This window comes from Pseudomonas sp. CCI3.1 (genome assembly GCF_034313985.1).
GTDB classification, from domain to species: Bacteria; Pseudomonadota; Gammaproteobacteria; order Pseudomonadales; family Pseudomonadaceae; genus Aquipseudomonas; species Aquipseudomonas psychrophila.
The window spans coordinates 4,443,037-4,464,002 of sequence record NZ_JAVIWO010000001.1 but is presented as its reverse complement, the minus strand read 5'-3'; the positions used below and the strand labels follow the sequence as shown (position 1 = coordinate 4,464,002).

Sequence of the window (20,966 nt, the reverse complement as noted above, 5' to 3'; positions counted from 1 at the left end):
GGCACGTGGCCCCGGCGCAGTGATCAAACGGTGGCTGATTCCAGGAAGTCCTGGGCAAAGCGCTGCAAAACGCCACCCGCTTCATAGATCGAGACTTCTTCAGCGGTATCCAGACGGCAGGTCACGGGCACTTCGACACGCTCGCCATTTTTACGGGTGATCACCAGCGTCAGCGTGGCACGCGGAGTACGCTCGCCAATCACGTCATAGGTCTCACTGCCGTCGATCTGCAGGGTTTTACGGTTGGTGCCCGGCATGAACTCCAGCGGCAACACGCCCATACCCACCAGGTTGGTGCGGTGTATACGCTCAAAGCCTTCGGCAGCAATGGCCTCGACACCCGCCAGACGCACGCCCTTGGCCGCCCAGTCGCGGGACGAGCCCTGACCGTAGTCGGCGCCGGCGATGATGATCAGCGGCTGCTTGCGGTCCATGTAGGTTTCAATGGCTTCCCACATGCGCATCACTTGGCCTTCCGGCTCAAGACGGGTCAGCGACCCTTGCTTGACCTTGCCGTCCTCGATCACCATTTCGTTGAACAGTTTCGGGTTGGCGAAGGTTGCCCGCTGGGCCGTCAAGTGGTCGCCACGGTGTGTGGCGTAGGAGTTGAAGTCGACTTCCGGCAAGCCCATTTTCGCCAGGTACTCACCCGCGGCGCTGTCGAGCATGATCGCGTTGGATGGCGACAGGTGATCGGTGGTGATGTTGTCCGGCAGCACGGCCAGCGGGCGCATGCCTTTAAGTGGACGCGCACCGGCCAACGCACCTTCCCAATACGGTGGACGACGGATGTAAGTGCTCTGCGGGCGCCAGTCGTACAGCGGCTCGACTTTCGGGCCGGTGTCTTCATGGATCGCGAACATCGGAATATAAACCTGACGGAACTGCTCAGGTTTCACCGATGCCTTGACCACTGCGTCGATTTCTTCGTCGCTCGGCCAGATGTCTTTCAGGCGGATCTCCTTGCCGTCGGCATCCAGGCCCAGCACGTCTTTTTCGATATCGAAACGGATGGTGCCAGCAATGGCATAGGCCACGACCAATGGCGGAGACGCCAGGAACGCCTGCTTGGCGTACGGGTGAATGCGCCCGTCAAAGTTGCGGTTGCCCGAGAGCACAGCCGTGGCGTACAGGTCACGGTCGATAATTTCCTGCTGGATTTCAGGGTCCAGTGCACCGGACATTCCGTTGCAGGTGGTGCAGGCAAACGCGACGATGCCGAAGCCCAGTTGCTCCAACTCATCGGTCAGACCGGCCTCATCCAGGTACAGGGCCACGGTTTTGGAGCCTGGCGCCAGCGACGACTTGACCCACGGTTTGCGGGTTAGCCCCAGCTTGTTGGCGTTGCGGGCGATAAGACCGGCAGCGATCACGTTGCGCGGGTTGCTGGTGTTGGTGCAACTGGTGATGGCGGCAATGATCACCGCCCCGTCAGGCATTTGCCCCGGCACGTCATCCCACTGGCCGGCGATACCCTTGGAGGACAGATCGGTGGTGGCCACGCGGGCGTGGGGGTTGCTCGGGCCTGCCATGTTGCGCACAACACTGGACAGGTCGAAGCTCAGCCCGCGCTCGTATTGCGCGCCTTTGAGGCTGTCACCCCACAGGCCGGTGAGCCGGGCGTAGTTCTCGACCAGCTGCACTTGCTGGTCTTCGCGACCGGTCAGCTTGAGGTAGTCGATGGTTTGCTGGTCAATGTAGAACATCGCCGCCGTGGCGCCGTATTCCGGGGCCATGTTGGAGATGGTCGCGCGGTCGCCCAACGTCAGCGCTGATGCGCCTTCGCCGAAGAACTCCAGCCAGGCGCCGACCACTTTTTGCTTGCGCAGGTATTCGGTGAGCGCCAGCACCATGTCGGTGGCAGTAATCCCCGGTTGCAGCTTGCCGGTCAGCTCAACGCCGACGATTTCCGGCAGGCGCATCCACGACGCACGACCAAGCATCACGCTTTCTGCTTCAAGGCCGCCCACACCGATGGCGATTACGCCCAGGGAGTCGACGTGCGGGGTGTGGCTGTCAGTGCCGACGCAGGTGTCCGGGAAGGCTACGCCATCACGGACCTGGATCACCGGAGACATTTTCTCCAGGTTGATCTGGTGCATGATGCCGTTACCCGGAGGGATCACGTCGACGTTTTTGAAGGCTTTTTTGGTCCACTCGATAAAGTGGAAACGGTCTTCGTTGCGACGGTCTTCGATGGCGCGGTTCTTCTCGAACGCTTCGGGATCGGTGCCGTCACGCTCCACGGCCAACGAGTGATCGACGATCAGTTGGGTCGGCACCACCGGGTTTACTTGTGCCGGATCACCGCCTTGCAGGGCGATGGCATCACGCAGACCGGCCAGGTCGACCAGCGCGGTCTGCCCCAGAATGTCGTGGCAGACCACACGTGCCGGGAACCATGGAAAGTCAAGATCGCGCTTGCGATCAATCAACTGGCTCAACGAGGCATTCAGGGTTTGCGGATCGCAGCGGCGTACCAGGTTTTCGGCCAGTACGCGGGAGGTATAAGGCAGGGTGTCGTAAGCGCCGGGCTTGATCGCATCGACTGCCGCACGGGTATCGAAATAATCCAGCCGGGTGCCCGGTAGTGTTTTGCGAAATTCAGTATTCATTGGCGTGGGACTCGATCACGGTAATTACAAAAGGGCAAAGGACTCATGTGGGAGCGGGCTTGCTCGCGATGCCGGCGCTGCGGTTTATCAGTCAAACCGCGTTGATTCCATCGCGAGCACGCCCGCCCCCACCCTTCAGTCGGCTCTCTGCCTGCTTGATCAGCGACGCTCGATTGGCACGAACTTGCGCTGTTCTACGCCGATGTACTCGGCGCTCGGGCGGATGATGCGGTTGTTGGCACGCTGTTCGAACACGTGCGCCGCCCAGCCGGTCAGGCGAGAACACACAAAGATCGGGGTGAACAGCTTGGTCGGGATGCCCATGAAGTGATACGCCGAGGCATGGTAGAAATCGGCGTTGGGGAACAGCTTCTTTTGCTCCCACATGGTCTTGTCGATGGCTTCGGAAACCTTGAACAACACGGTGTCGCCCACTTCATCAGCCAGTTTTTTCGACCAACCCTTGATCACTTCGTTACGCGGGTCGCTGTCTTTGTAGATCGCGTGGCCAAAGCCCATGATCTTGTCCTTGCGCGCCAGCATGCCAAGGGTGCCTTCCACCGCTTCTTGCGCCGAACCGAAGCGCTCGATCATTTCCATCGCCGCTTCGTTGGCGCCACCGTGTAACGGGCCGCGCAGCGAGCCGATGGCCGCCGTGATGCAGGAGTACAGGTCGGACAACGTCGATGCGCAAACCCGTGCAGTAAAGGTCGAAGCGTTGAACTCGTGTTCCGCGTAGAGAATCAGCGACACGTTCATCACTTTGACGTGCAATTCACTCGGCTTCTTGTCGTGCAGCAAGTGCAGGAAGTGGCCACCGATCGACTCTTCGTCGGTCACGCAGTTGATACGTTTGCCATCGTGACTGAAGCGATACCAGTAGCACATGATCGCCGGGAAGGCCGCCAGCAGACGGTCGGTCTTGTCCTGCTGCTCGGAAAAGTCTTTTTCCGGTTCGATGTTGCCCAGGAAAGAGCAACCGGTACGCATTACGTCCATCGGGTGGGCGTCGGCGGGAATGCGCTCCAGCACTTCTTTCAGTGCCTGTGGCAAATCACGCAACTTTTGCAGCTTGGCCGTGTAAGCAGCCAGCTCGGTTTTGGTTGGCAGTTCACCGTACAGCAGCAGGTAGGCCACTTCTTCAAAACGGGCATCGGCTGCCAGTTCACGTACGTCATAACCACGATAAGTGAGGCCCGCACCTTCCTGACCTACGGTGGACAGGGCAGTTTGCCCGGCGACCTGGCCGCGTAATCCGGCACCACTCAATACTTTTGCTTCGGCCATTGCGCTCTCCAATCTTGAATTTGTTAGGGATTCGGCAACTACTGGGTTCAATACATTCATCTGTGGGAGCGAGCCAGCTCGCGATTCAGGCAACACGGTTTGCCTGAAGCACGGCACTGATCCCATCGCGAGCAGGCTCGCTCCCACAGGATCAGTGTCCGGTTATTTCTTTGCCGCAAACAGGGCATCGAGCTTCTGCTCGAATTCGTGGTAGTTGATTGCGTCGTACAGTTCCATGCGGGTTTGCATGGTGTCGATCACGTTTTGCTGGGTGCCGTCGCGGCGAATGGCGGTGTAGACGTTTTCGGCCGCCTTGTTCATCGCACGGAATGCCGACAGCGGGTACAGCACCAGCGAAACATCAGCACCAGCCAGTTGTTCTGTGGTGTACAGCGGTGTCGCGCCGAACTCGGTGATGTTGGCCAGAATCGGCGCTTTCACCCGATTGGCGAACAGCTTGTACATCTCAAGCTCAGTGATGGCTTCAGGGAAAACCATGTCTGCGCCGGCTTCAACACAGGCTGCGGCACGCTCCAGTGCAGACTCCAGCCCTTCAACGGCCAGTGCATCAGTACGCGCCATGATCACAAAGCTGTCATCGGTACGGGCATCGACGGCGGCTTTGATACGGTCGACCATCTCCTGCAGCGAGACGATTTCCTTGTTCGGACGATGACCGCAACGCTTGGCGCCGACCTGGTCTTCGATATGAATCGCCGCCGCGCCAAACTTGATCATCGATTTCACGGTGCGCGACACATTGAAGAATGAGGAGCCGAAACCGGTGTCCACGTCCACCAGCAGCGGTAGGTCGCACACATCGGTAATGCGGCGCACATCGGTCAACACGTCGTCCAGGCCAGTGATACCCAGGTCCGGCACACCCAAAGACCCGGCAGCGACGCCGCCACCCGACAGGTAGATCGCCTTGAAACCGGCGCGCTTGGCCAGCAACGCGTGGTTGGCGTTGATGGCGCCTACCACTTGCAAAGGATGTTCGCTGGCGACTGCATCACGGAAACGCTGGCCTGGACTGTTTTTATTGCTCATGACTCACCTCGTGGAGTGGCTGTCTGCTGGGCGCCGTCTTGATAGTGACGCGCAATATTGCGTTTCGAGGCGCCGATATGTCGGCGCATCAACAACTCGGCCAATTCGCCGTCGCGATCGGCAATGGCATCGAGAATTCGGTGGTGCTCGGCAAACGCCTGGTGCGGGCGATTGGGCGTGGCAGAAAACTGGATGCGGTACATACGCACCAATTGATACAGCTCCCCGCAGAGCATTTGCGTCAGGGTGCGGTTGCCGCTGCCCTGAATAATCTTGTAATGAAAATCGAAGTCACCTTCCTGCTGGTAGTAGCCGACACCCGCCTGAAACGCTTCATCGCGCTCGTGGGTTTCGAGTACCCGGCGCAAGTCGGCGATGTCTTCATCGCTCATACGCTCGGCGGCCAAACGACAGGCCATCCCTTCAAGGGACTCGCGAATCTCATAGAGTTCGATCAGTTCGGCGTGGCTTAACGACACGACCCGCGCCCCAACATGCGGGACGCGCACCAGCAAACGCTGGCCTTCAAGACGGTGAATGGCTTCGCGTAATGGCCCACGACTGATGCCGTAGGTGCGCGCCAGCTCAGGCTCGGAGATCTTGCTACCCGGGGCGATCTCGCCTTTGACAATAGCCGCCTGAATACGCCGGAACACGTTCTCGGAGAGGGTTTCCGAGTCGTCCTGGGTGATCTGGGCAGGTTCCAGTGCTTGCAGCATATTGTCGACACCTTGAAAATCAATAGCGCCAAAACTAGCCATTTAGCGGCAAGTAGTCAAAGAATAAATAGATATTGTCGACAATCGTACTAATACGACCTTAGTTTAATCGACAAGCCTTACGCCCGGCCCGAAGCACCCCGGCGCTGGCGCCATAAAACCATCATGTTAGAATGCCGACCGCATCAGCCCTGCCCCACCCATAGGGCAGCCGCACGAGGAAACTTGCTCTGTACTGCCAGTGCCTTGAACTGAAGATTGCAAGAGACGTGCCCCGATTTATGAAATTTCCCACCATCTCCATCCTCGCTTGCCTGCTGTGCGTACCGGGCTTAAGCCTTGGCGCCGAAAAAACAGTGTACGGCCTCAATGAATACGCCGAACTCGCAGGCATCAATTTGCAGGTGGCTGCCAAACTCGACACCGGCGCCAAGACCGCCTCTCTCAGCGCCCGTGACATCAAGCGTTTCAAACGTGACGGAGAGAGCTGGGTGCGCTTTTACCTGGCCATCGATGATGCTCACTCTCACCCCATCGAACGCCCGCTGGCACGGGTCAGCAAGATCAAGCGCCGTTCAGGTGACTACGATCCGCAGGCCGACAAGAACTACACCTCCCGCCCGGTCATTTCCCTGGAAATCTGCATGGGCAAGGCTTTACGCACCATCGAAGTGAACTTGACCGATAGAAGTGCGTTCCAATACCCGCTGTTGATCGGCTCCGAGGCGCTCAAACGCTTTGATGCGCTGGTTGACCCAAGTCTTAAATACGCTGCTGGCAAACCTGCCTGCGCCGCTAACGCTCAAACCGCAGAGTAATTGAAATGCGCGCTCTTACCCTTCACCTGAAAATCTTGATCACCATCCTTGTGGTGCTGGGCATTTCGATTACGGCCTACCAGATTTTTGCCCTTGGCATCCCCGTAACCGAGGATGCAACGGATGACCTCTGGAACATCGACGCCAAGGTTGAATTCGTCGCCAGCTCCAAGGATCCGGTCAAGATCCAGATGTTCGTACCGCCGCTGAACCGCGACTACGTCAGCCTGAACGAAAGCTTCATCTCCAATAACTACGGGGTGAGCGTCAACCGCGTTGATGGCAACCGCAAAGTGACCTGGTCCGCACGCCGGGTCAGTGGCAAGCAGACCCTCTATTATCGTTTGGTGCTGACCAAGCGTTACTCGGGCGACAAGACCAAGGTCAAGGGGCCGGTATTCCGTGACAGCATCGCCGTCGAAGGGCCGGAAAAAATCGCTGCCGAAGCTTTGCTCGCACCGATCCGCCAGCACTCGGCCGACGTTGAAACCTTTATCAGCGAGACTATCAAGCGCGTCAGCAACCCCAACGATGACAACGTGAAGCTGCTGCTGGCTGGCGATCCTTCGACTGCACACAAGGCTCAGGTCATCGAGTTGCTGCTGTCGATTGCCCACGTACCGATGGAAAAGGTCCACACCATCCGCCTGGTGGCCGATCAGCCACAAAACCCTGAGTTGTGGCTGCGCAGCTTTAACGGCAACGACTGGTTGTACTTCAACCCTGAAACCGGCGAGCAAGGCCTGCCGTCTGACCGTCTGTTGTGGTGGATCGGTGACGAGCCAATGGTCACGGTCGATGGCGGCAAAAAACCCAACGTCACTTTCAGCCTGAATAACAGCGAAATGAACGCCATTCGCCTGGCCAAACTGACGGACGAAAACACTGACGCCAATTTCCTTGAGTACTCGCTGTACGGCTTGCCGCTGCAGACCCAGCAAACCTTCATGATCATGGTGATGATCCCGATTGGCGTACTGGTGATCCTGATTCTGCGTAACCTGATCGGCCTGCAAACCCTGGGGACATTTACCCCGGTACTGATCGCTCTGGCCTTCCGCGAAACACAGCTGGGCTTCGGGATCATCCTGTTTACCGTCATCACGGCACTCGGGCTGACGCTACGCTCCTACCTCGAGCACTTGAAACTGCAAATGCTGCCGCGTCTGTCAGTCGTGCTGACATTCGTCGTGATATTGATAGCGGCCATCAGCCTGTTCAGCCACAAGCTGGGCCTGGAACGCGGACTCTCGGTAGCATTGTTCCCGATGGTGATTCTGACAATGACCATCGAGCGCCTGTCGATTACATGGGAAGAGCGAGGTGGTGGGCACGCAATGAAAGTTGCAATCGGCACACTGTTCGCGGCCACCCTGGCATACCTGGTCATGAGCATCCCGGAACTGGTCTATTTCGTATTTACCTTCCCGGCAGTCTTGCTGATCATGGTCGGCTTCATGCTGGCAATGGGTCGCTATCGCGGCTACCGCCTGACCGAGCTGGTGCGTTTCAAAGCGTTCTTGAAGGCTGATTCCTGATGTTCGGCTTCTGGAAGACCTGGAAGGCCCTGGAAGCCAAGGGCATCATGGGCATCAATCGGCGCAATGCGGACTACGTACTCAAGTACAACAAACGCAGCCTGTACCCGATTGTGGATGACAAGATCATCACCAAGGAACGCGCCATCAAAGCCGGCATTCACGTGCCTGAAATGTACGGCGTGATCTCCACCGAGAAAGGCATCGACAAGCTCGACGAAATCATCGGTGATCGCAGCGACTTCGTGATCAAGCCCGCACAAGGTGCGGGCGGTGATGGCATTCTGGTGATCGCTGATCGTTTCGAAGACCGTTTTCGTACGGTCTCGGGCAAAATCATCAGCCATGAAGAGATCGAGCATCAGATCTCCAGCATCCTGACCGGCCTGTACTCCCTGGGCGGTCACCGAGATCGAGCGTTGATCGAGTACCGGGTTACTCCGGACCAGATCTTCAAAAGCATCAGCTACGAAGGCGTACCGGATATTCGCATCATCGTGCTGATGGGCTACCCGGTGATGGCCATGCTGCGTTTGCCGACCCGCCAATCGGGCGGCAAGGCCAACCTGCACCAGGGCGCCATCGGTGTGGGTGTCGATCTGGCCACGGGCCTGACCCTGCGCGGCACCTGGCTGAACAACATCATCAGCAAGCACCCGGACACCACCAATGCGGTGGATGGCGTGCAACTGCCCAACTGGGACGGTTTCATGAAGCTGGCGGCGGGCTGTTATGAGTTGTGCGGCCTGGGATACATCGGTGTCGACATGGTGCTTGACCAGGACAAAGGCCCGCTGATTCTGGAGCTCAACGCCCGCCCGGGCCTGAATATCCAGATCGCCAACGACTGTGGCCTGACCCTGCGTACCCATGCAGTCGAGGCTCGCCTCGAAGAGCTGGCAGCCAAAGGCATCAAGGAAACTCCGGAAGAGCGCGTGCGCTTTGCCCAAGAGCTGTTTGGGCATATTCACCAGCCCGAATAAGCGTTTCAAAACCTGTGGGAGCGGGCTTGCTCGCGATGCTATCAACTCGGTTTGCCTGACAGACCGCATCGACGCCATCGCGAGCAAGCCCGCTCCCACAGTTCCCACAAGCCACATAGATTTGCAGTCCTGCACAGGACTACAATCTGCACCCCGCTCCGATGGCTGATTTGCTTCGCATGTTGACCTGTTCTGTACACCCGCTGCCCTATCTCACCAATCCTGCCGACTATTTTGCGGTGATTCGTCATGCCCCTGGCGCCGTGCTGCTCGACAGTGGCCGTCCCACCGCAGACCGCGGACGCTACGACCTGATGAGTGCCTGGCCACAGGCAGAACTGACCCTGCAGCCCGGCGAGTCGGGGCGCGATTTCTTGCAGCGTCTGCGTGACAGCCTCAAGCAAATGGGTAATGCCGCGCTCCCCGCCGGTTACGACCTGCCCTTTGCTGGCGGGTTGATCGGCTACTTGAGCTACGACTTTGGCCGACAGCTCGAACAACTCCCCGCCTACGCCCTTGATGACCTGCACCTGCCGGAGGCGCGACTGGGCCTGTATGCCTGGGCACTGATCAGCGACCATCAAGCGGCCACCAGCCAATTGGTGTTTCACCCACGCTGCGAGCCCCTGGAGCGTGAGCACCTGATCCAGTTGTTCACTCAGCCCGCACCGCTGCACAGCGGAATTTTTTCGCTCAAACAACCGATGCAGCCGGATATCAGCGCCGGCCAGTACGAGCAGGCTCTGGCTCAGATCCATCGCTACATCCAGGCGGGCGACTGCTATCAGGTCAATTACACCCAGCGTTTCAGCGCCCAGTGCGAGGGCGATGCCTGGACCGCCTACTGCGCATTGCGCGCTGCCTGCCCGACACCTTTTTCCGGGTTTGTGAGCCTGCCTGACGACGACGCCATTTTGAGCCTGTCCCCCGAGCGTTTTGTGCGGGTCAGTCAGCATCAAGTCGAAACCCGACCGATCAAAGGCACCCGCCCAAGGGGCAAAGACAGCGCCGAAGATGCAGCGAACGCCGCCGAACTGCTGGCTAGCCCCAAGGATCGTGCAGAAAACCTGATGATCGTGGATTTGTTGCGAAATGACCTGGGGCGCACGTGCCGCACCGGCTCAGTGAGCGTGCCGCAGTTGTTTACCCTCGAAAGCTACCCCAACGTCCATCATCTGGTGAGCAGCGTGATCGGCGAACTGGCCGACGGTAAAGATGCGCTGGATCTGATCGGTGACAGCTTCCCCGGCGGCTCGATTACCGGGGCCCCGAAAATCCGCGCGATGCAAATCATCGATGAGCTGGAGCCTACGCGCCGCAGCATCTACTGCGGATCCTTGCTGTACCTCGATGTACGCGGCGAAATGGACAGCTCCATTGCGATTCGCAGCCTGCTGGTCAAGGACGGACGGGTCAGTTGCTGGGGCGGCGGCGGTATTGTTGCCGACTCCGACTGGCAGGACGAGTACCAGGAATCCATCACCAAAGTGAAGGTGCTGCTCGATACGCTGCAAACCCTGTAGCCCGCGCTTTTTGCTAAGATCGCGTCACTAGAGAGCGCCCAGCGCCATTTACTGTAGGAAGCCGCCTGATGAGCCACCCGTTCGACGTCGCTGAACTCGCCGCGACATACGCCAGCAAGTCCCCGCAAGACATACTCAAACTCGCCTTCGAACACTTTGGCGACGAGCTCTGGATTTCCTTCAGTGGTGCCGAAGACGTGGTGCTGGTGGACATGGCCTGGAAGCTCAACAAGAACGTCAAGGTGTTCAGCCTAGACACCGGCCGTCTGCACCCCGAGACCTATCGGTTTATCGAGCAAGTGCGCGATCACTACAACATCCAGATCGAACTGATCTCGCCTGACCAGACCGCGCTTGAGCCGTTCGTGAAAGAAAAAGGCCTGTTCAGCTTTTATAAGGACGGGCATGGCGAATGCTGTGGCGTGCGCAAAATCGCGCCGCTACGCCGCAAATTGTCGACAGTCAAAGCCTGGGCTACTGGCCAACGCCGCGACCAGAGCCCCGGCACCCGCAGCCAGGTCGCAGCACTGGAAATCGACGGCGCGTTCTCGACGCCAGAACGTACGCTGTACAAGTTCAACCCGCTGGCACAGATGACCAGCGAAGAAGTCTGGGGCTATATCCGCATGCTGGAACTGCCTTACAACAGCCTGCATGAGCGTGGCTTTATCAGCATCGGCTGCGAGCCCTGCACCCGACCGGTTCTGCCCAACCAGCACGAGCGCGAAGGCCGTTGGTGGTGGGAAGAAGCCACGCAAAAAGAATGCGGGCTGCATGCCGGCAATCTGATTGCCAAGAATTGAACCCCGCAGAAAACCTTTAGATATTCTGCTGCTCCTCGTAGCAGCTGCCGAAGGAACGAGGCTGCGCTCGGTTGCGAAGCGACCGTGAAACCTGAGTCCGAGATTTTTCTGAACGACCACAATGTCTGGTTTTACGACGGCTGCGCCGCCGGACGCAGCCTCGTTCCTTCGGCAGCTGCTACTGAGCTCTGCTCTACTCTAATCACCCACCTTGCGTTTACCCCAGACTTTCGTTAAGAATTGGTAATTATTCTCAATAACGTTTAGGCAATGTCCTATGTCTTCGGGTGAACCTCCCTACCAGACCGCTATTACTGAACTGTACTGCGAACATCACGGCTGGCTGTTTGGCTGGCTGCGCAGAAAGCTCGGTTGCGCACAAAATGCAGCTGATCTGGCCCAAGACACCTTCTCCCGAATCCTCAATGCCCGCGAGTCTGTAGCCACACTGCGTGAACCCCGCGCCTTTTTGAGCACGACGGCACGCCGACTGATCATCGATCAGGTACGCCGCAAACAGATAGAAAACGCCTACTTGCAAGAGCTGGCCCTGACCACAGAAGCACTCGAAAACTTTCAATCACCCGAGCAGATTCTGACCACCCTGGAAGCCCTCGAGCAGATTGCGTTTATTCTGGAAGGCATGCAGGACAAGGCGCGCCAGGCTTTCGTGATGTATTACCTGGACGGCCTGACCCAGTGCGAGATTGCCCGACAACTGGGGTTGTCTGATCGCACAGTGCGCAAGTATCTGATCCAGGCGCTGCTGCACTGCAGCCACAGTCTGGATACCTGAAACAACCATGTCCGAGCAGCGTCAAACCATAGACGAACAAGCCGCCGAATGGATTCTTCGCCTGCACGAAGACGACTTCAGTGAAACGCTGCGCCTGGAGTTCGAGTGCTGGAAGCAACAAAGTCCGAAACACGCTGCCGCAGCCCTGCGCATGCAGGATGTGATTAACCGCCTGCAAGCCTTTCGCGAGCATTCAGCTCCGGCAAAAGCGGCGCTTAACGCCGCGTTTAACCGGCGAAAACCTGCTACCCAACGCAAGCAGCACCTGCGCGCATTACTGATTGCCAGCTGCCTGGCACTGCCCATTGCGCTGATCATGAAAAGCCCTTATCCCGAGCAATGGACGGCCGATATCAGCACCGGCCCTACCGATTGGGAGACCCGGCGTCTGGCCGATAACTCGACCATTACCCTAAACGGTACCAGTGCGGTCAACGTGCATTTCGATGGACGAGAACGCCGTATTGAGTTGCTTCAGGGTGAAGTGCTGATTGACGTCGCCCACGACAGCGCCCGACCCTTTTTAGTGCAGACGGCTCAAGGCAGCATGCGAGCATTGGGCACCCGCTTCGTGGTCAAACGCCAAGGTGACACCACCGTCTTGAGCATGTTGCAGTCACGTGTAGCGGCACAAAGCGTCAATGAGCAGCAAACCCTGGAAGTGGATGCAGGCTCCCGGGCATTGATTCGCCGCGACTCGGTCGAGCTCTCTGGAACCGTTTCTGCGGCCAGCATCAATCAAGCCTGGGAGCGCCATCAACTGGTGGTTGAAAACGAGCCCCTGCCTCAGGTGCTCGATGAAATTTCTCGCCATCGTCGCGGCCATTTGCAATTTGATCGCACAGCCCTGGCCAGCTTGCGTGTCTCGGCCGTGCTACCCCTGGACGATACCGACCGGGCGTTGCAACTGATCGCCGAAACCCTGCCCGTGCAGATCAAAACCTATACACCGTGGCTCCTTGTGATCAGCCACCTGCAGCCGCCTAAAAAATAATAATTCCCATTCGTTCCGCTTTTTTCGAGTCAGCCGTCAAGGTAGATACAACGACTCACAAAGGACTGCGCTTTCCATGCTGACTTCCTCCAACCTGCGCGGGCGCCTTGGCCCGCGCACCTGCACGCCGCTGGCCCTGGCAATTCACTTGAGTGTCGCTTCGGCGGCCGGTGTGATCTGTACCTCGACCGCCCAGGCACAATCGGCGGCCGTGCAAACCTATGACATTCCTGCAGGCCCGCTGAGCAACGCGTTAAATCGCTTCGCGCAGCAGGCCGGTGTGGCGATCATTTTTCAGTCGAGCACTCTGGAGGGTCTGTCGACGCCTGGTCTGCAGGGTGCCTTCAACGAACAAGGCGGATTCGAAGCACTGCTACGTGGCAGTGGCTACACAGCGGTCAAAAGTGCCAATGGCTATATGCTCGACGCTCTACCGTCTGCGAGCGGTTCGCTGGAGTTGGGCGCCACTCAGGTCAGCGCCAACCAGCTGGGCACTATTACCGAAGGGTCCGGCTCCTACACCCCAGGCTCCATTGCAACCGCAACACGCATGGTGCTGACACCGCGAGAAACACCGCAGTCGATTTCCGTAGTGACGCGCCAGGCAATGGACGACTTTGGCCTCAACTCGATCGATGATGTGATGCGCCACACTCCCGGCATCACCGTGGCCACCTACGACAGTGATCGCACCAGCTATTATTCCCGCGGCTTTGCGATCAAAAACTTTCAGTACGACGGCATCCCGATCCTGCAAGACCCGCAATACTCTGCCGGGCACACCCTGACCGACACCGCGATCTACGACCGGGTCGAGATCCTCAAGGGCGCAACAGGGCTACTCACCGGCGCCGGGGGGCCGGGCGGCACCATCAATATGGTGCGTAAAAAACCCACCCATGAATTCAAGGCGCATATCGACGTGGGAGCGGGCTCCTGGAACAACTACCGCTCCGAGATCGATGTCAGCGGGCCCTTGACCGAGAGCGGCAATGTGCGTGGCCGGGCGGTGGCGGCCTATCAGGACAAGCACTCGTTCATGGATCACTACAAGCGCGACAGCGAGGTGTACTACGGCATTCTTGAGGTGGACTTGAGCCCAGACACCCTGCTGACCCTTGGCGCCGACTATCAGGACAATAACCCCAAAGGCTCAAGCTGGTCGGGCAGCGCCTCGCTCTTCAACTCCAAGGGTGATCGAATCAGCACCTCTCGATCATTCAACAACGGCGCAAAATGGAGCAGTTGGGAGCAATACACCCGGACGGTTTTCTCGACCCTGGAGCACAATTTTGACAGTGGCTGGGTAGTCAAAGGCCAATACAACCATCAAATCAACGGTTATAACGCCCCTTTGGGTGCATTGCTCGATCCGGATGCCACCACCGGCCTTGCGCCCATGCTTGCCCGCAAGTACACCGGTGAATACGTCAGCGACAGCGGTGACATTTTTGCCACTGGCCCTTTCAGCCTGCTGGGACGCGAACACGAGCTGGTCATTGGCGGCTCGGTCTCCAGATCCCATTGGACCGGCAAGGATTACACCAACGCCAAGATGGTGAACAACGCCTACGACTACTACAACTGGAAGGGCGACAGCCTTGAGCCGGACTGGGGTAATGTCACGTCGATCAATGATGAAACCACGCGTCAGACAGGTACATACGTGACGGGTCGTTTCAGCCTGACCGACGACCTGAAGCTTATGCTGGGCACCCGAGTGGCCAACTACACCCTGACCGGCACCAGTCACGCTAAAGATACGGGCAAAGTGCTTCCCTATGCAGCCTTGATCTACGACATCAACGACACTATTTCGGCCTACACCAGCTATACAGAAATCTTCCTGCCGCAGTCGTACTACCGCAACCGCGACAACAAGATGCTTGAGCCGGATGAAGGCACCAACTATGAGTTGGGCCTGAAAGGCGAGTTCTTTGATGGCCGCCTGAATTCAAGCCTGGCGTACTTCGAAGTACATCAGGACAACCGTCCTGAAGCAGATACGGCCTACAACGGCAATCCAACTAACCCCGACATTGACTACGCCTATAAAGGCATCAAAGCCACGACCAAGGGTTATGAGGCAGAAATTTCCGGGGAGCTGATGCCTGGCTGGCAATTGCAAGCGGGCTACACACACAAGGTCATACGCGACCAAAGTGGCAAAAAGGTCTCGACGTGGGAGCCTGAAGACCAGATCAACGTGTATACCAGCTACAAGCTGACCGGTGATCTCGACAAATTGACGTTGGGCGGCGGTGTTCGCTGGCAGAGCACGGGATGGCAGGTGCTGACCAACTGGAACAAAGGTGGCGTCGAGGAAAAGTTTTCCCAGGATCCGTACTGGCTGGTTGATCTGATGGCGCGCTATCAGATTTCGAAAAACCTGTCGGCCACCGTCAACCTGAACAACGTGTTCGACAAGTCGTATTACACCAACGTCGGTTTTTACAACTCGTCCTACTACGGTGATCCGCGCAACGTAATGGTGACAACGCGCTGGGACTTCTAAAAGGGCAAATGCAATTTTCGTAGCAGCTGCCGTAGGAACGAGGCAGCTGCTACGGTTTTATGCCGCCAACAAAACACACGCGCACAAAAAAGCCTGCACTAGGCAGGCTTCATGTGGATCACAAGCGTTCAAGGGGCTTGTATTCCGAATATGGCGCAGCGGACGGGACTCGAACCCGCGACCCCCGGCGTGACAGGCCGGTATTCTAACCGACTGAACTACCGCTGCGCGTAACATTGAAAGTAAATGGTGGGTGATGACGGGATCGAACCGCCGACCCTCTGCTTGTAAGGCAGATGCTCTCCCAGCTGAGCTAATCACCCTTTCACTTCACTTTCGTTGCGGAGCGCATTCTCTCACACTTTTTGTGTAAGTGGTTGTTTTTATTCAAGTTTTTTTCAAAACCCTGTAAAAACTTCCGTTTCCTACGCCCTGCATCTTTGATATTGCAGCGAACTACAATATCGAAGCCTTTCAGGAAAACCTGCATTTAGCGGGCTTATCCAACCACAAGCGTTCAAGGGGCTCATGGTACAAAAAATGGCGCAGCGGACGGGACTCGAACCCGCGACCCCCGGCGTGACAGGCCGGTATTCTAACCGACTGAACTACCGCTGCGCGTAACACTGTGAGCGAATGGTGGGTGATGACGGGATCGAACCGCCGACCCTCTGCTTGTAAGGCAGATGCTCTCCCAGCTGAGCTAATCACCCTTTCACTCTCGGTGTGGCGCGCATTCTACGTAGCGACCTATAGTCTGGCAAGCACTTTTTAAAATAATTTTTCTAACGGTGACAAAGGCTTAGCGCAGGGTTGGCCTATTAAGGCTATCAAGCGAATAATGCGTCTTTGTATATAGGAGTGATTCACCCCATGTGGTTCAAAAACCTGCTTATCTATCGCCTGACCCAAGATCTGCCTTTTGATGCGCAGGTGCTGGAAACTGCACTGGCCACCAAACTGGCCCGCCCGTGTTCAAGCCAGGAAGTAGCCACCTACGGTTTCGTTGCCCCGTTCGGCAAAGGCGAAGACGCACCCCTGGTTCACGTCAGCCAGGACTTCCTGCTGATCGCCGCTCGTAAAGAAGAACGCATCCTGCCAAGCAGCGTTGTGCGCGATGCTTTAAAGGAAAAGGTCGACGAGATCGAAGCCGAGCAAATGCGCAAGGTCTACAAGAAGGAGCGCGATCAGCTCAAGGATGAAATCATCCAGGCGTTCCTGCCCCGTGCCTTTATTCGCCGCTCGGCGACCTTTGCCGCCATCGCCCCCAAGCAGGGCCTGATCCTGGTTAATGCTTCAAGCCCAAAACGCGCCGAAGACCTGCTGTCCACATTGCGTGAAGTGATCGGCTCGCTGCCAGTTCGCCCTCTGGCAGTCAAAATCGCACCAAGCGCCGTCATGACCGAGTGGGTCAAAACCCAAAAAGCCGCCGACAACTTCTTCGTCCTCGACGAATGCGAGCTGCGCGATACCCATGAAGACGGCGGCATCATTCGCTGCAAACGTCAGGACCTGACCAGCGACGAGATCCAGCTGCATTTGAGTACCGGTAAAGTGGTGACCCAACTGTCACTGGCATGGCAAGACAAACTGTCGTTCGTACTGGATGACAAATTGGTGGTCAAACGCCTCAAGTTCGAAGACTTGCTCCAAGACCAGGCTGAACAGGACGGCGGTGACGACGATCTGGGCCAGCAGGACGCCAGCTTCACCCTGATGATGCTGACTTTCGGCGAGTTCTTGCCGCAACTGTTTGAAGCACTGGGCGGCGAAGAGATTCCGCAGGGGATCTAAACAACCCACTGCAACCGTCTTTTTGTGGGAGCGAGCCTGCTCGCGAAGGTCGAAGCGCCAGGGCGCTCACTCGATTATCGCGAGCAGGCTCGCTCCCACACTCATATCCACCACCATAATCATAATAAGGATCACCATGCGCGCACTGGCTGCTTTAAGCCGCTTTGTCGGTAATACCTTTGCTTACTGGGTGCTGATTTTCGCCGTGCTGGCGTTTCTTGAACCCGCCTGGTTTGTCGGCCTTAAAGGCTACATCGTGCCTTTGCTGGGCGTCGTGATGTTCGGCATGGGGCTGACCCTCAAACTCGAAGACTTCGCCGAAGTCGCCCGCCATCCGTGGCGCGTGGCGTTGGGCGTGGTTGCTCATTTTGTGATCATGCCCGGCGTGGCGTGGTTGCTCTGCCAAGTGTTCCACTTGCCACCCGAGATCGCCGTCGGCGTGATTCTGGTTGGCTGCTGCCCAAGCGGCACTTCGTCCAATGTCATGACCTGGCTGGCACGCGGTGATCTTGCACTGTCTGTGGCGATTGCCGCCGTGACCACCCTCCTCGCCCCATTGCTGACCCCGGCACTCATCTGGCTGCTGGCTTCAGCCTGGCTGCCGGTTTCATTCATGGAGCTGTTCTGGTCGATCCTGCAAGTTGTGCTGCTGCCGATTGTGCTTGGTGTACTGGCCCAACGTCTGCTCGGTGCACGGGTGCGCTTTGCCGTGGACGTACTGCCCCTGGTCTCGGTGGTCAGCATCGTGATCATCGTCGCGGCCGTAGTGGCGGCCAGTCAGGCTCAGATTGCCAAATCGGGCTTGCTGATCATGGCCGTGGTGATACTGCACAACAGCTTCGGCTATTTGCTAGGCTACTTTACCGGTCGTCTGTTCAAGCTACCGCTGGCCCAACGCAAATCCCTGGCGCTGGAAGTCGGCATGCAGAACTCCGGGTTGGGCGCGGCATTGGCCAGCGCACACTTCTCGCCGCTGGCAGCCGTACCCAGCGCGCTGTTCAGTGTGTGGCACAACATCTCGGGGGCGCTGCTGTCGACGTATTTCCGTCGCATGAGCGAGAAAGAAGATCGTCTGGCGGCAGCCAAAGCTGCAACTGAGTGAAATTTCGGGGTTGCCTGACGGAATAATCATGTGCAATATACTGCGCACTGCGAGGACGACCTCGCGACTCAACGAGTGATTATTCTGGGGACGACCCCATCAGTTGATGGAGATGAATATGTCCTGGATCATTCTGTTTTTCGCTGGCCTGTTTGAAGTTGGCTGGGCTGTTGGCCTGAAATATACGGACGGCTTCAGCCGCCCGTTACCTACGGCACTGACCGTAGGCGCCATGATCATCAGCCTTGGCCTGCTGGGCCTTGCCATGAAAGAACTGCCACTGGGCACTGCCTACGCAATCTGGACCGGTGTCGGCGCAGTAGGTACGGTGATCGCCGGGATCATCCTGTTTGGTGAGTCGATGGCGCTGTTCCGGCTGGCCAGTGTGGCCCTGATCATTGCCGGCCTGGTTGGCCTCAAGATCAGCGCATAACACAACAAACTGTGGGAGCGGGCCTGCTCGCGATGGCGGTCGATGCGGTTTTACTGAAGAACCGCAGCGCCTGTATCGCGAGCAAGCCCGCTCCCACATTTGTGTTACCTATTTGACCGCCCCGCGCAACGCCGTCACCCTCTCACGCAACACTTTCTGCGTGGCCTCAGTGGCCGGCATCGGCTCGCCAGCGACTAACGTCACCCGTGACCAAAGTCGCTTGAAGTAACCCTTGTTCGGGTCGCGACTAAAGAAGCTGCCCCACAACCCCTGCAACGCCATCGGAATCACCGGCACCGGCGTGCGCTCCAGAATCCGCGTCACTCCCGCCTTGAACTCATTGATCTGACCATCGGTGGTGAGTTTGCCCTCAGGGAAGATGCACACCAACTCGCCATCGTTCAGATACCGGGCAATCCTGTCGAACGCCTGCTCGTAGATCGCCTCGTCTTCGCCACGTCCGGCAATCGGAATCGTGCCCGCTGTGCGGAAGATAAAGTTCAGCACTGGCAGGTTGTAGATTTTGTAATACATCACAAAACGAATCGGACGGCGTACCGCGCCGCCAATCAGCAGTGCATCCACAAACGATACATGGTTACACACCAATAACGCCGCGCCTTCATCCGGGATGAGATCCAGGTGCTTGTGTTGCACGCGGTACATGGAATGGCTGAGCAGCCAGATCATGAAGCGCATGCTGAACTCAGGAACGATTTTGAAGATGTAAGTGTTGACCGCGATGTTCATCAACGACACCACGAGAAACAACTCGGGAATCGTCAACTTGGCCACGCTCAGCAACAGGATGGTGACGAGCGCCGACACCACCATAAACAGCGCATTGAGGATGTTGTTGGCGGCAATGACCCGCGCCCGCTCACTTTCGGAGGTACGGGACTGAATCAGTGCGTACAGCGGCACTATATAGAAGCCACCAAACACACCCAGTCCGAGAATATCGAACAACACCCACCAGGCCTGACTGAACCCCAGCACGCCCAGCCAATCGTTGGTCTGAATGTTTTGCGGCATCTGCCCCGAATGCCACCACAGCAGCAGGCCAAACACGGTCAGCCCAAATGAGCCAAAGGGCACCAGGCCAATCTCGACCTTGCGCCCTGAAAGCTTCTCGCACAGCAGCGATCCCAGGGCGATACCCACCGAAAACACAGTGAGTATCAGCGTCACCACGGTCTCGTCGCCATACAGCCAGTCTTTGGCATAGGCCGGGATCTGCGTCAGGTAAATCGCGCCCACAAACCAGAACCACGAATTGCCCACTACAGAGCGCGACACGGCAGGCGTCTGATTCAGCCCCATACGCAGGGTGGCCCAGGACTCGCTGAAAATATTCCAGTTCAAACGAAGCTGCGGCGTATCAGCAGGCGCGGCTGGAATGGCGCGGCTGGCCAGGTACCCCAACACTGCCACCGCAATGATCACTACCGAGACTATTACTGTGTAATTACTGGACGACAGCATGATTCCGGCACCAATAGTGCCCGCCAAAATTGACAGAAAAGTGCCCATTTCGACCAGACCATTACCACCGACCAACTCTTCCTCACGCAGGGTTTGCGGCAGGATCGAATATTTCACCGGCCCGAACAGTGCCGAATGTGTGCCCATGGCAAACAAGGCAACCAGCATCAAGGCCAGATGATCAAAGGCAAACCCTATGGCCGCGACGATCATGATCGCGATTTCACCCAACTTGATCAGACGTATCAGGCGATCCTTGGGGTATTTTTCACCGAACTGCCCAGCCAGCGCCGAGAACAGAAAAAACGGCACGATGAAAAGCAGCGCACAGAGGTTGACCCAAATCCCCCTATCACCCTCGATGTTCAACTTATAAAGGATGGCCAGAATCAGAGATTGCTTGAACAGGTTGTCATTGAGAGCGCCCAGGGACTGGGTCACGAAAAAAGGCAGGAAGCGACGCTTGCTTAGCAAACTGAATTGCGAGGGGTGGCTCATCGTCCATGTACTC

At 57.5% G+C, this 20,966-nt stretch carries 16 protein-coding genes and 4 tRNA genes; 11 read left to right on the top strand and 9 right to left on the bottom strand.

Features of this window, described 5'->3' with window-relative positions:
• Positions 1-23 precede the first annotated feature (23 nt).
• The 4 genes from acnD to RGV06_RS20445 form a co-directional block, all read right to left on the bottom strand.
• The gene (gene acnD, locus RGV06_RS20460) at positions 24-2,615 is read right to left on the bottom strand and encodes a Fe/S-dependent 2-methylisocitrate dehydratase AcnD (RefSeq protein ID WP_019827681.1); all 2,592 of its coding nucleotides are present in this window, start codon (positions 2,613-2,615) and stop codon (positions 24-26) included.
• A 159-nt stretch (positions 2,616-2,774) separates the two neighbouring features.
• The gene (gene prpC, locus RGV06_RS20455; RefSeq protein WP_322151072.1) at positions 2,775-3,902 is read right to left on the bottom strand and encodes a 2-methylcitrate synthase; all 1,128 of its coding nucleotides are present in this window, start codon (positions 3,900-3,902) and stop codon (positions 2,775-2,777) included.
• 162 nt (positions 3,903-4,064) lie between these two features.
• On the bottom strand, positions 4,065-4,952 hold the full coding sequence (gene prpB, locus RGV06_RS20450; protein WP_019827683.1) for a methylisocitrate lyase: 888 nt from the start codon (positions 4,950-4,952) through the stop codon (positions 4,065-4,067).
• Positions 4,949-5,671, bottom strand: a complete 723-nt coding sequence (locus RGV06_RS20445; protein WP_019827684.1) for a GntR family transcriptional regulator — start codon at positions 5,669-5,671, stop codon at positions 4,949-4,951. The genes prpB and RGV06_RS20445 overlap by 4 nt, the downstream gene beginning before the upstream one ends.
• Positions 5,672-5,952: 281 nt before the next feature.
• Between RGV06_RS20445 and RGV06_RS20440 the strand changes: the two genes are divergently transcribed.
• The 8 genes from RGV06_RS20440 (at position 5,953) to RGV06_RS20405 (ending at position 15,641) form a co-directional block, all read left to right on the top strand.
• Entirely contained in the window at positions 5,953-6,489 is a 537-nt protein-coding gene (locus tag RGV06_RS20440; RefSeq protein ID WP_019827685.1) for an ATP-dependent zinc protease, read from the top strand.
• Between the two features lie 5 nt (positions 6,490-6,494).
• On the top strand, positions 6,495-8,027 hold the full coding sequence (locus RGV06_RS20435) for an inactive transglutaminase family protein (RefSeq protein ID WP_019827686.1): 1,533 nt from the start codon (positions 6,495-6,497) through the stop codon (positions 8,025-8,027).
• Positions 8,027-9,010, top strand: a complete 984-nt coding sequence (locus RGV06_RS20430; RefSeq protein ID WP_019827687.1) for an alpha-L-glutamate ligase-like protein — start codon at positions 8,027-8,029, stop codon at positions 9,008-9,010. The genes RGV06_RS20435 and RGV06_RS20430 overlap by 1 nt, the downstream gene beginning before the upstream one ends.
• 179 nt (positions 9,011-9,189) lie before the next feature.
• Positions 9,190-10,533 carry an aminodeoxychorismate synthase component I gene (gene pabB / locus RGV06_RS20425; RefSeq protein WP_322151070.1) on the top strand — a complete coding sequence of 448 codons (1,344 nt, stop codon included), beginning with the start codon at positions 9,190-9,192 and terminating at the stop codon, positions 10,531-10,533.
• A 68-nt stretch (positions 10,534-10,601) separates the two neighbouring features.
• Positions 10,602-11,336: a phosphoadenylyl-sulfate reductase gene (locus tag RGV06_RS20420; RefSeq protein ID WP_019827689.1), complete on the top strand. Its 735-nt coding sequence runs from the start codon at positions 10,602-10,604 to the stop codon at positions 11,334-11,336.
• Positions 11,337-11,613: 277 nt separating this feature from the next.
• Positions 11,614-12,132, top strand: coding sequence for a sigma-70 family RNA polymerase sigma factor (locus RGV06_RS20415; protein WP_019827690.1), 519 nt, complete (start codon positions 11,614-11,616; stop codon positions 12,130-12,132).
• 7 nt (positions 12,133-12,139) lie between these two features.
• A complete protein-coding gene (locus RGV06_RS20410) occupies positions 12,140-13,126 on the top strand; it encodes a FecR family protein (RefSeq protein WP_048351038.1) in 987 nt (328 codons plus the stop codon).
• A gap of 76 nt (positions 13,127-13,202) precedes the next feature.
• Positions 13,203-15,641, top strand: a complete 2,439-nt coding sequence (locus RGV06_RS20405) for a TonB-dependent siderophore receptor (protein WP_322151067.1) — start codon at positions 13,203-13,205, stop codon at positions 15,639-15,641.
• Between the two features lie 151 nt (positions 15,642-15,792).
• On the opposite strand, the gene RGV06_RS20400 is transcribed toward RGV06_RS20405, so the two are convergent.
• The 4 genes from RGV06_RS20400 to RGV06_RS20385 all read right to left on the bottom strand — a co-directional run bounded on the left by RGV06_RS20400 (position 15,793) and on the right by RGV06_RS20385 (position 16,354).
• Positions 15,793-15,869 (bottom strand) — tRNA-Asp (locus RGV06_RS20400).
• 19 nt (positions 15,870-15,888) lie between these two features.
• Positions 15,889-15,964, bottom strand: a tRNA-Val gene (locus RGV06_RS20395).
• Positions 15,965-16,182: 218 nt separating this feature from the next.
• Positions 16,183-16,259, bottom strand: a tRNA-Asp gene (locus RGV06_RS20390).
• A gap of 19 nt (positions 16,260-16,278) precedes the next feature.
• A tRNA-Val gene (locus tag RGV06_RS20385) sits at positions 16,279-16,354 on the bottom strand.
• Between the two features lie 160 nt (positions 16,355-16,514).
• Between RGV06_RS20385 and rdgC the strand changes: the two genes are divergently transcribed.
• The 3 genes from rdgC (at position 16,515) to sugE (ending at position 18,970) form a co-directional block, all read left to right on the top strand.
• The gene (gene rdgC / locus RGV06_RS20380) at positions 16,515-17,435 is read left to right on the top strand and encodes a recombination-associated protein RdgC (protein WP_019827693.1); all 921 of its coding nucleotides are present in this window, start codon (positions 16,515-16,517) and stop codon (positions 17,433-17,435) included.
• A gap of 136 nt (positions 17,436-17,571) precedes the next feature.
• On the top strand, positions 17,572-18,537 hold the full coding sequence (locus tag RGV06_RS20375) for a bile acid:sodium symporter family protein (protein ID WP_019827694.1): 966 nt from the start codon (positions 17,572-17,574) through the stop codon (positions 18,535-18,537).
• 118 nt (positions 18,538-18,655) lie between these two features.
• On the top strand, positions 18,656-18,970 hold the full coding sequence (gene sugE / locus RGV06_RS20370) for a quaternary ammonium compound efflux SMR transporter SugE (RefSeq protein WP_019827695.1): 315 nt from the start codon (positions 18,656-18,658) through the stop codon (positions 18,968-18,970).
• Positions 18,971-19,078: 108 nt separating this feature from the next.
• Here sugE and RGV06_RS20365 read toward each other — a convergent pair whose 3' ends face one another.
• Positions 19,079-20,953, bottom strand: a complete 1,875-nt coding sequence (locus RGV06_RS20365) for an MFS transporter (protein WP_322151064.1) — start codon at positions 20,951-20,953, stop codon at positions 19,079-19,081.
• Positions 20,954-20,966 lie beyond the last annotated feature (13 nt).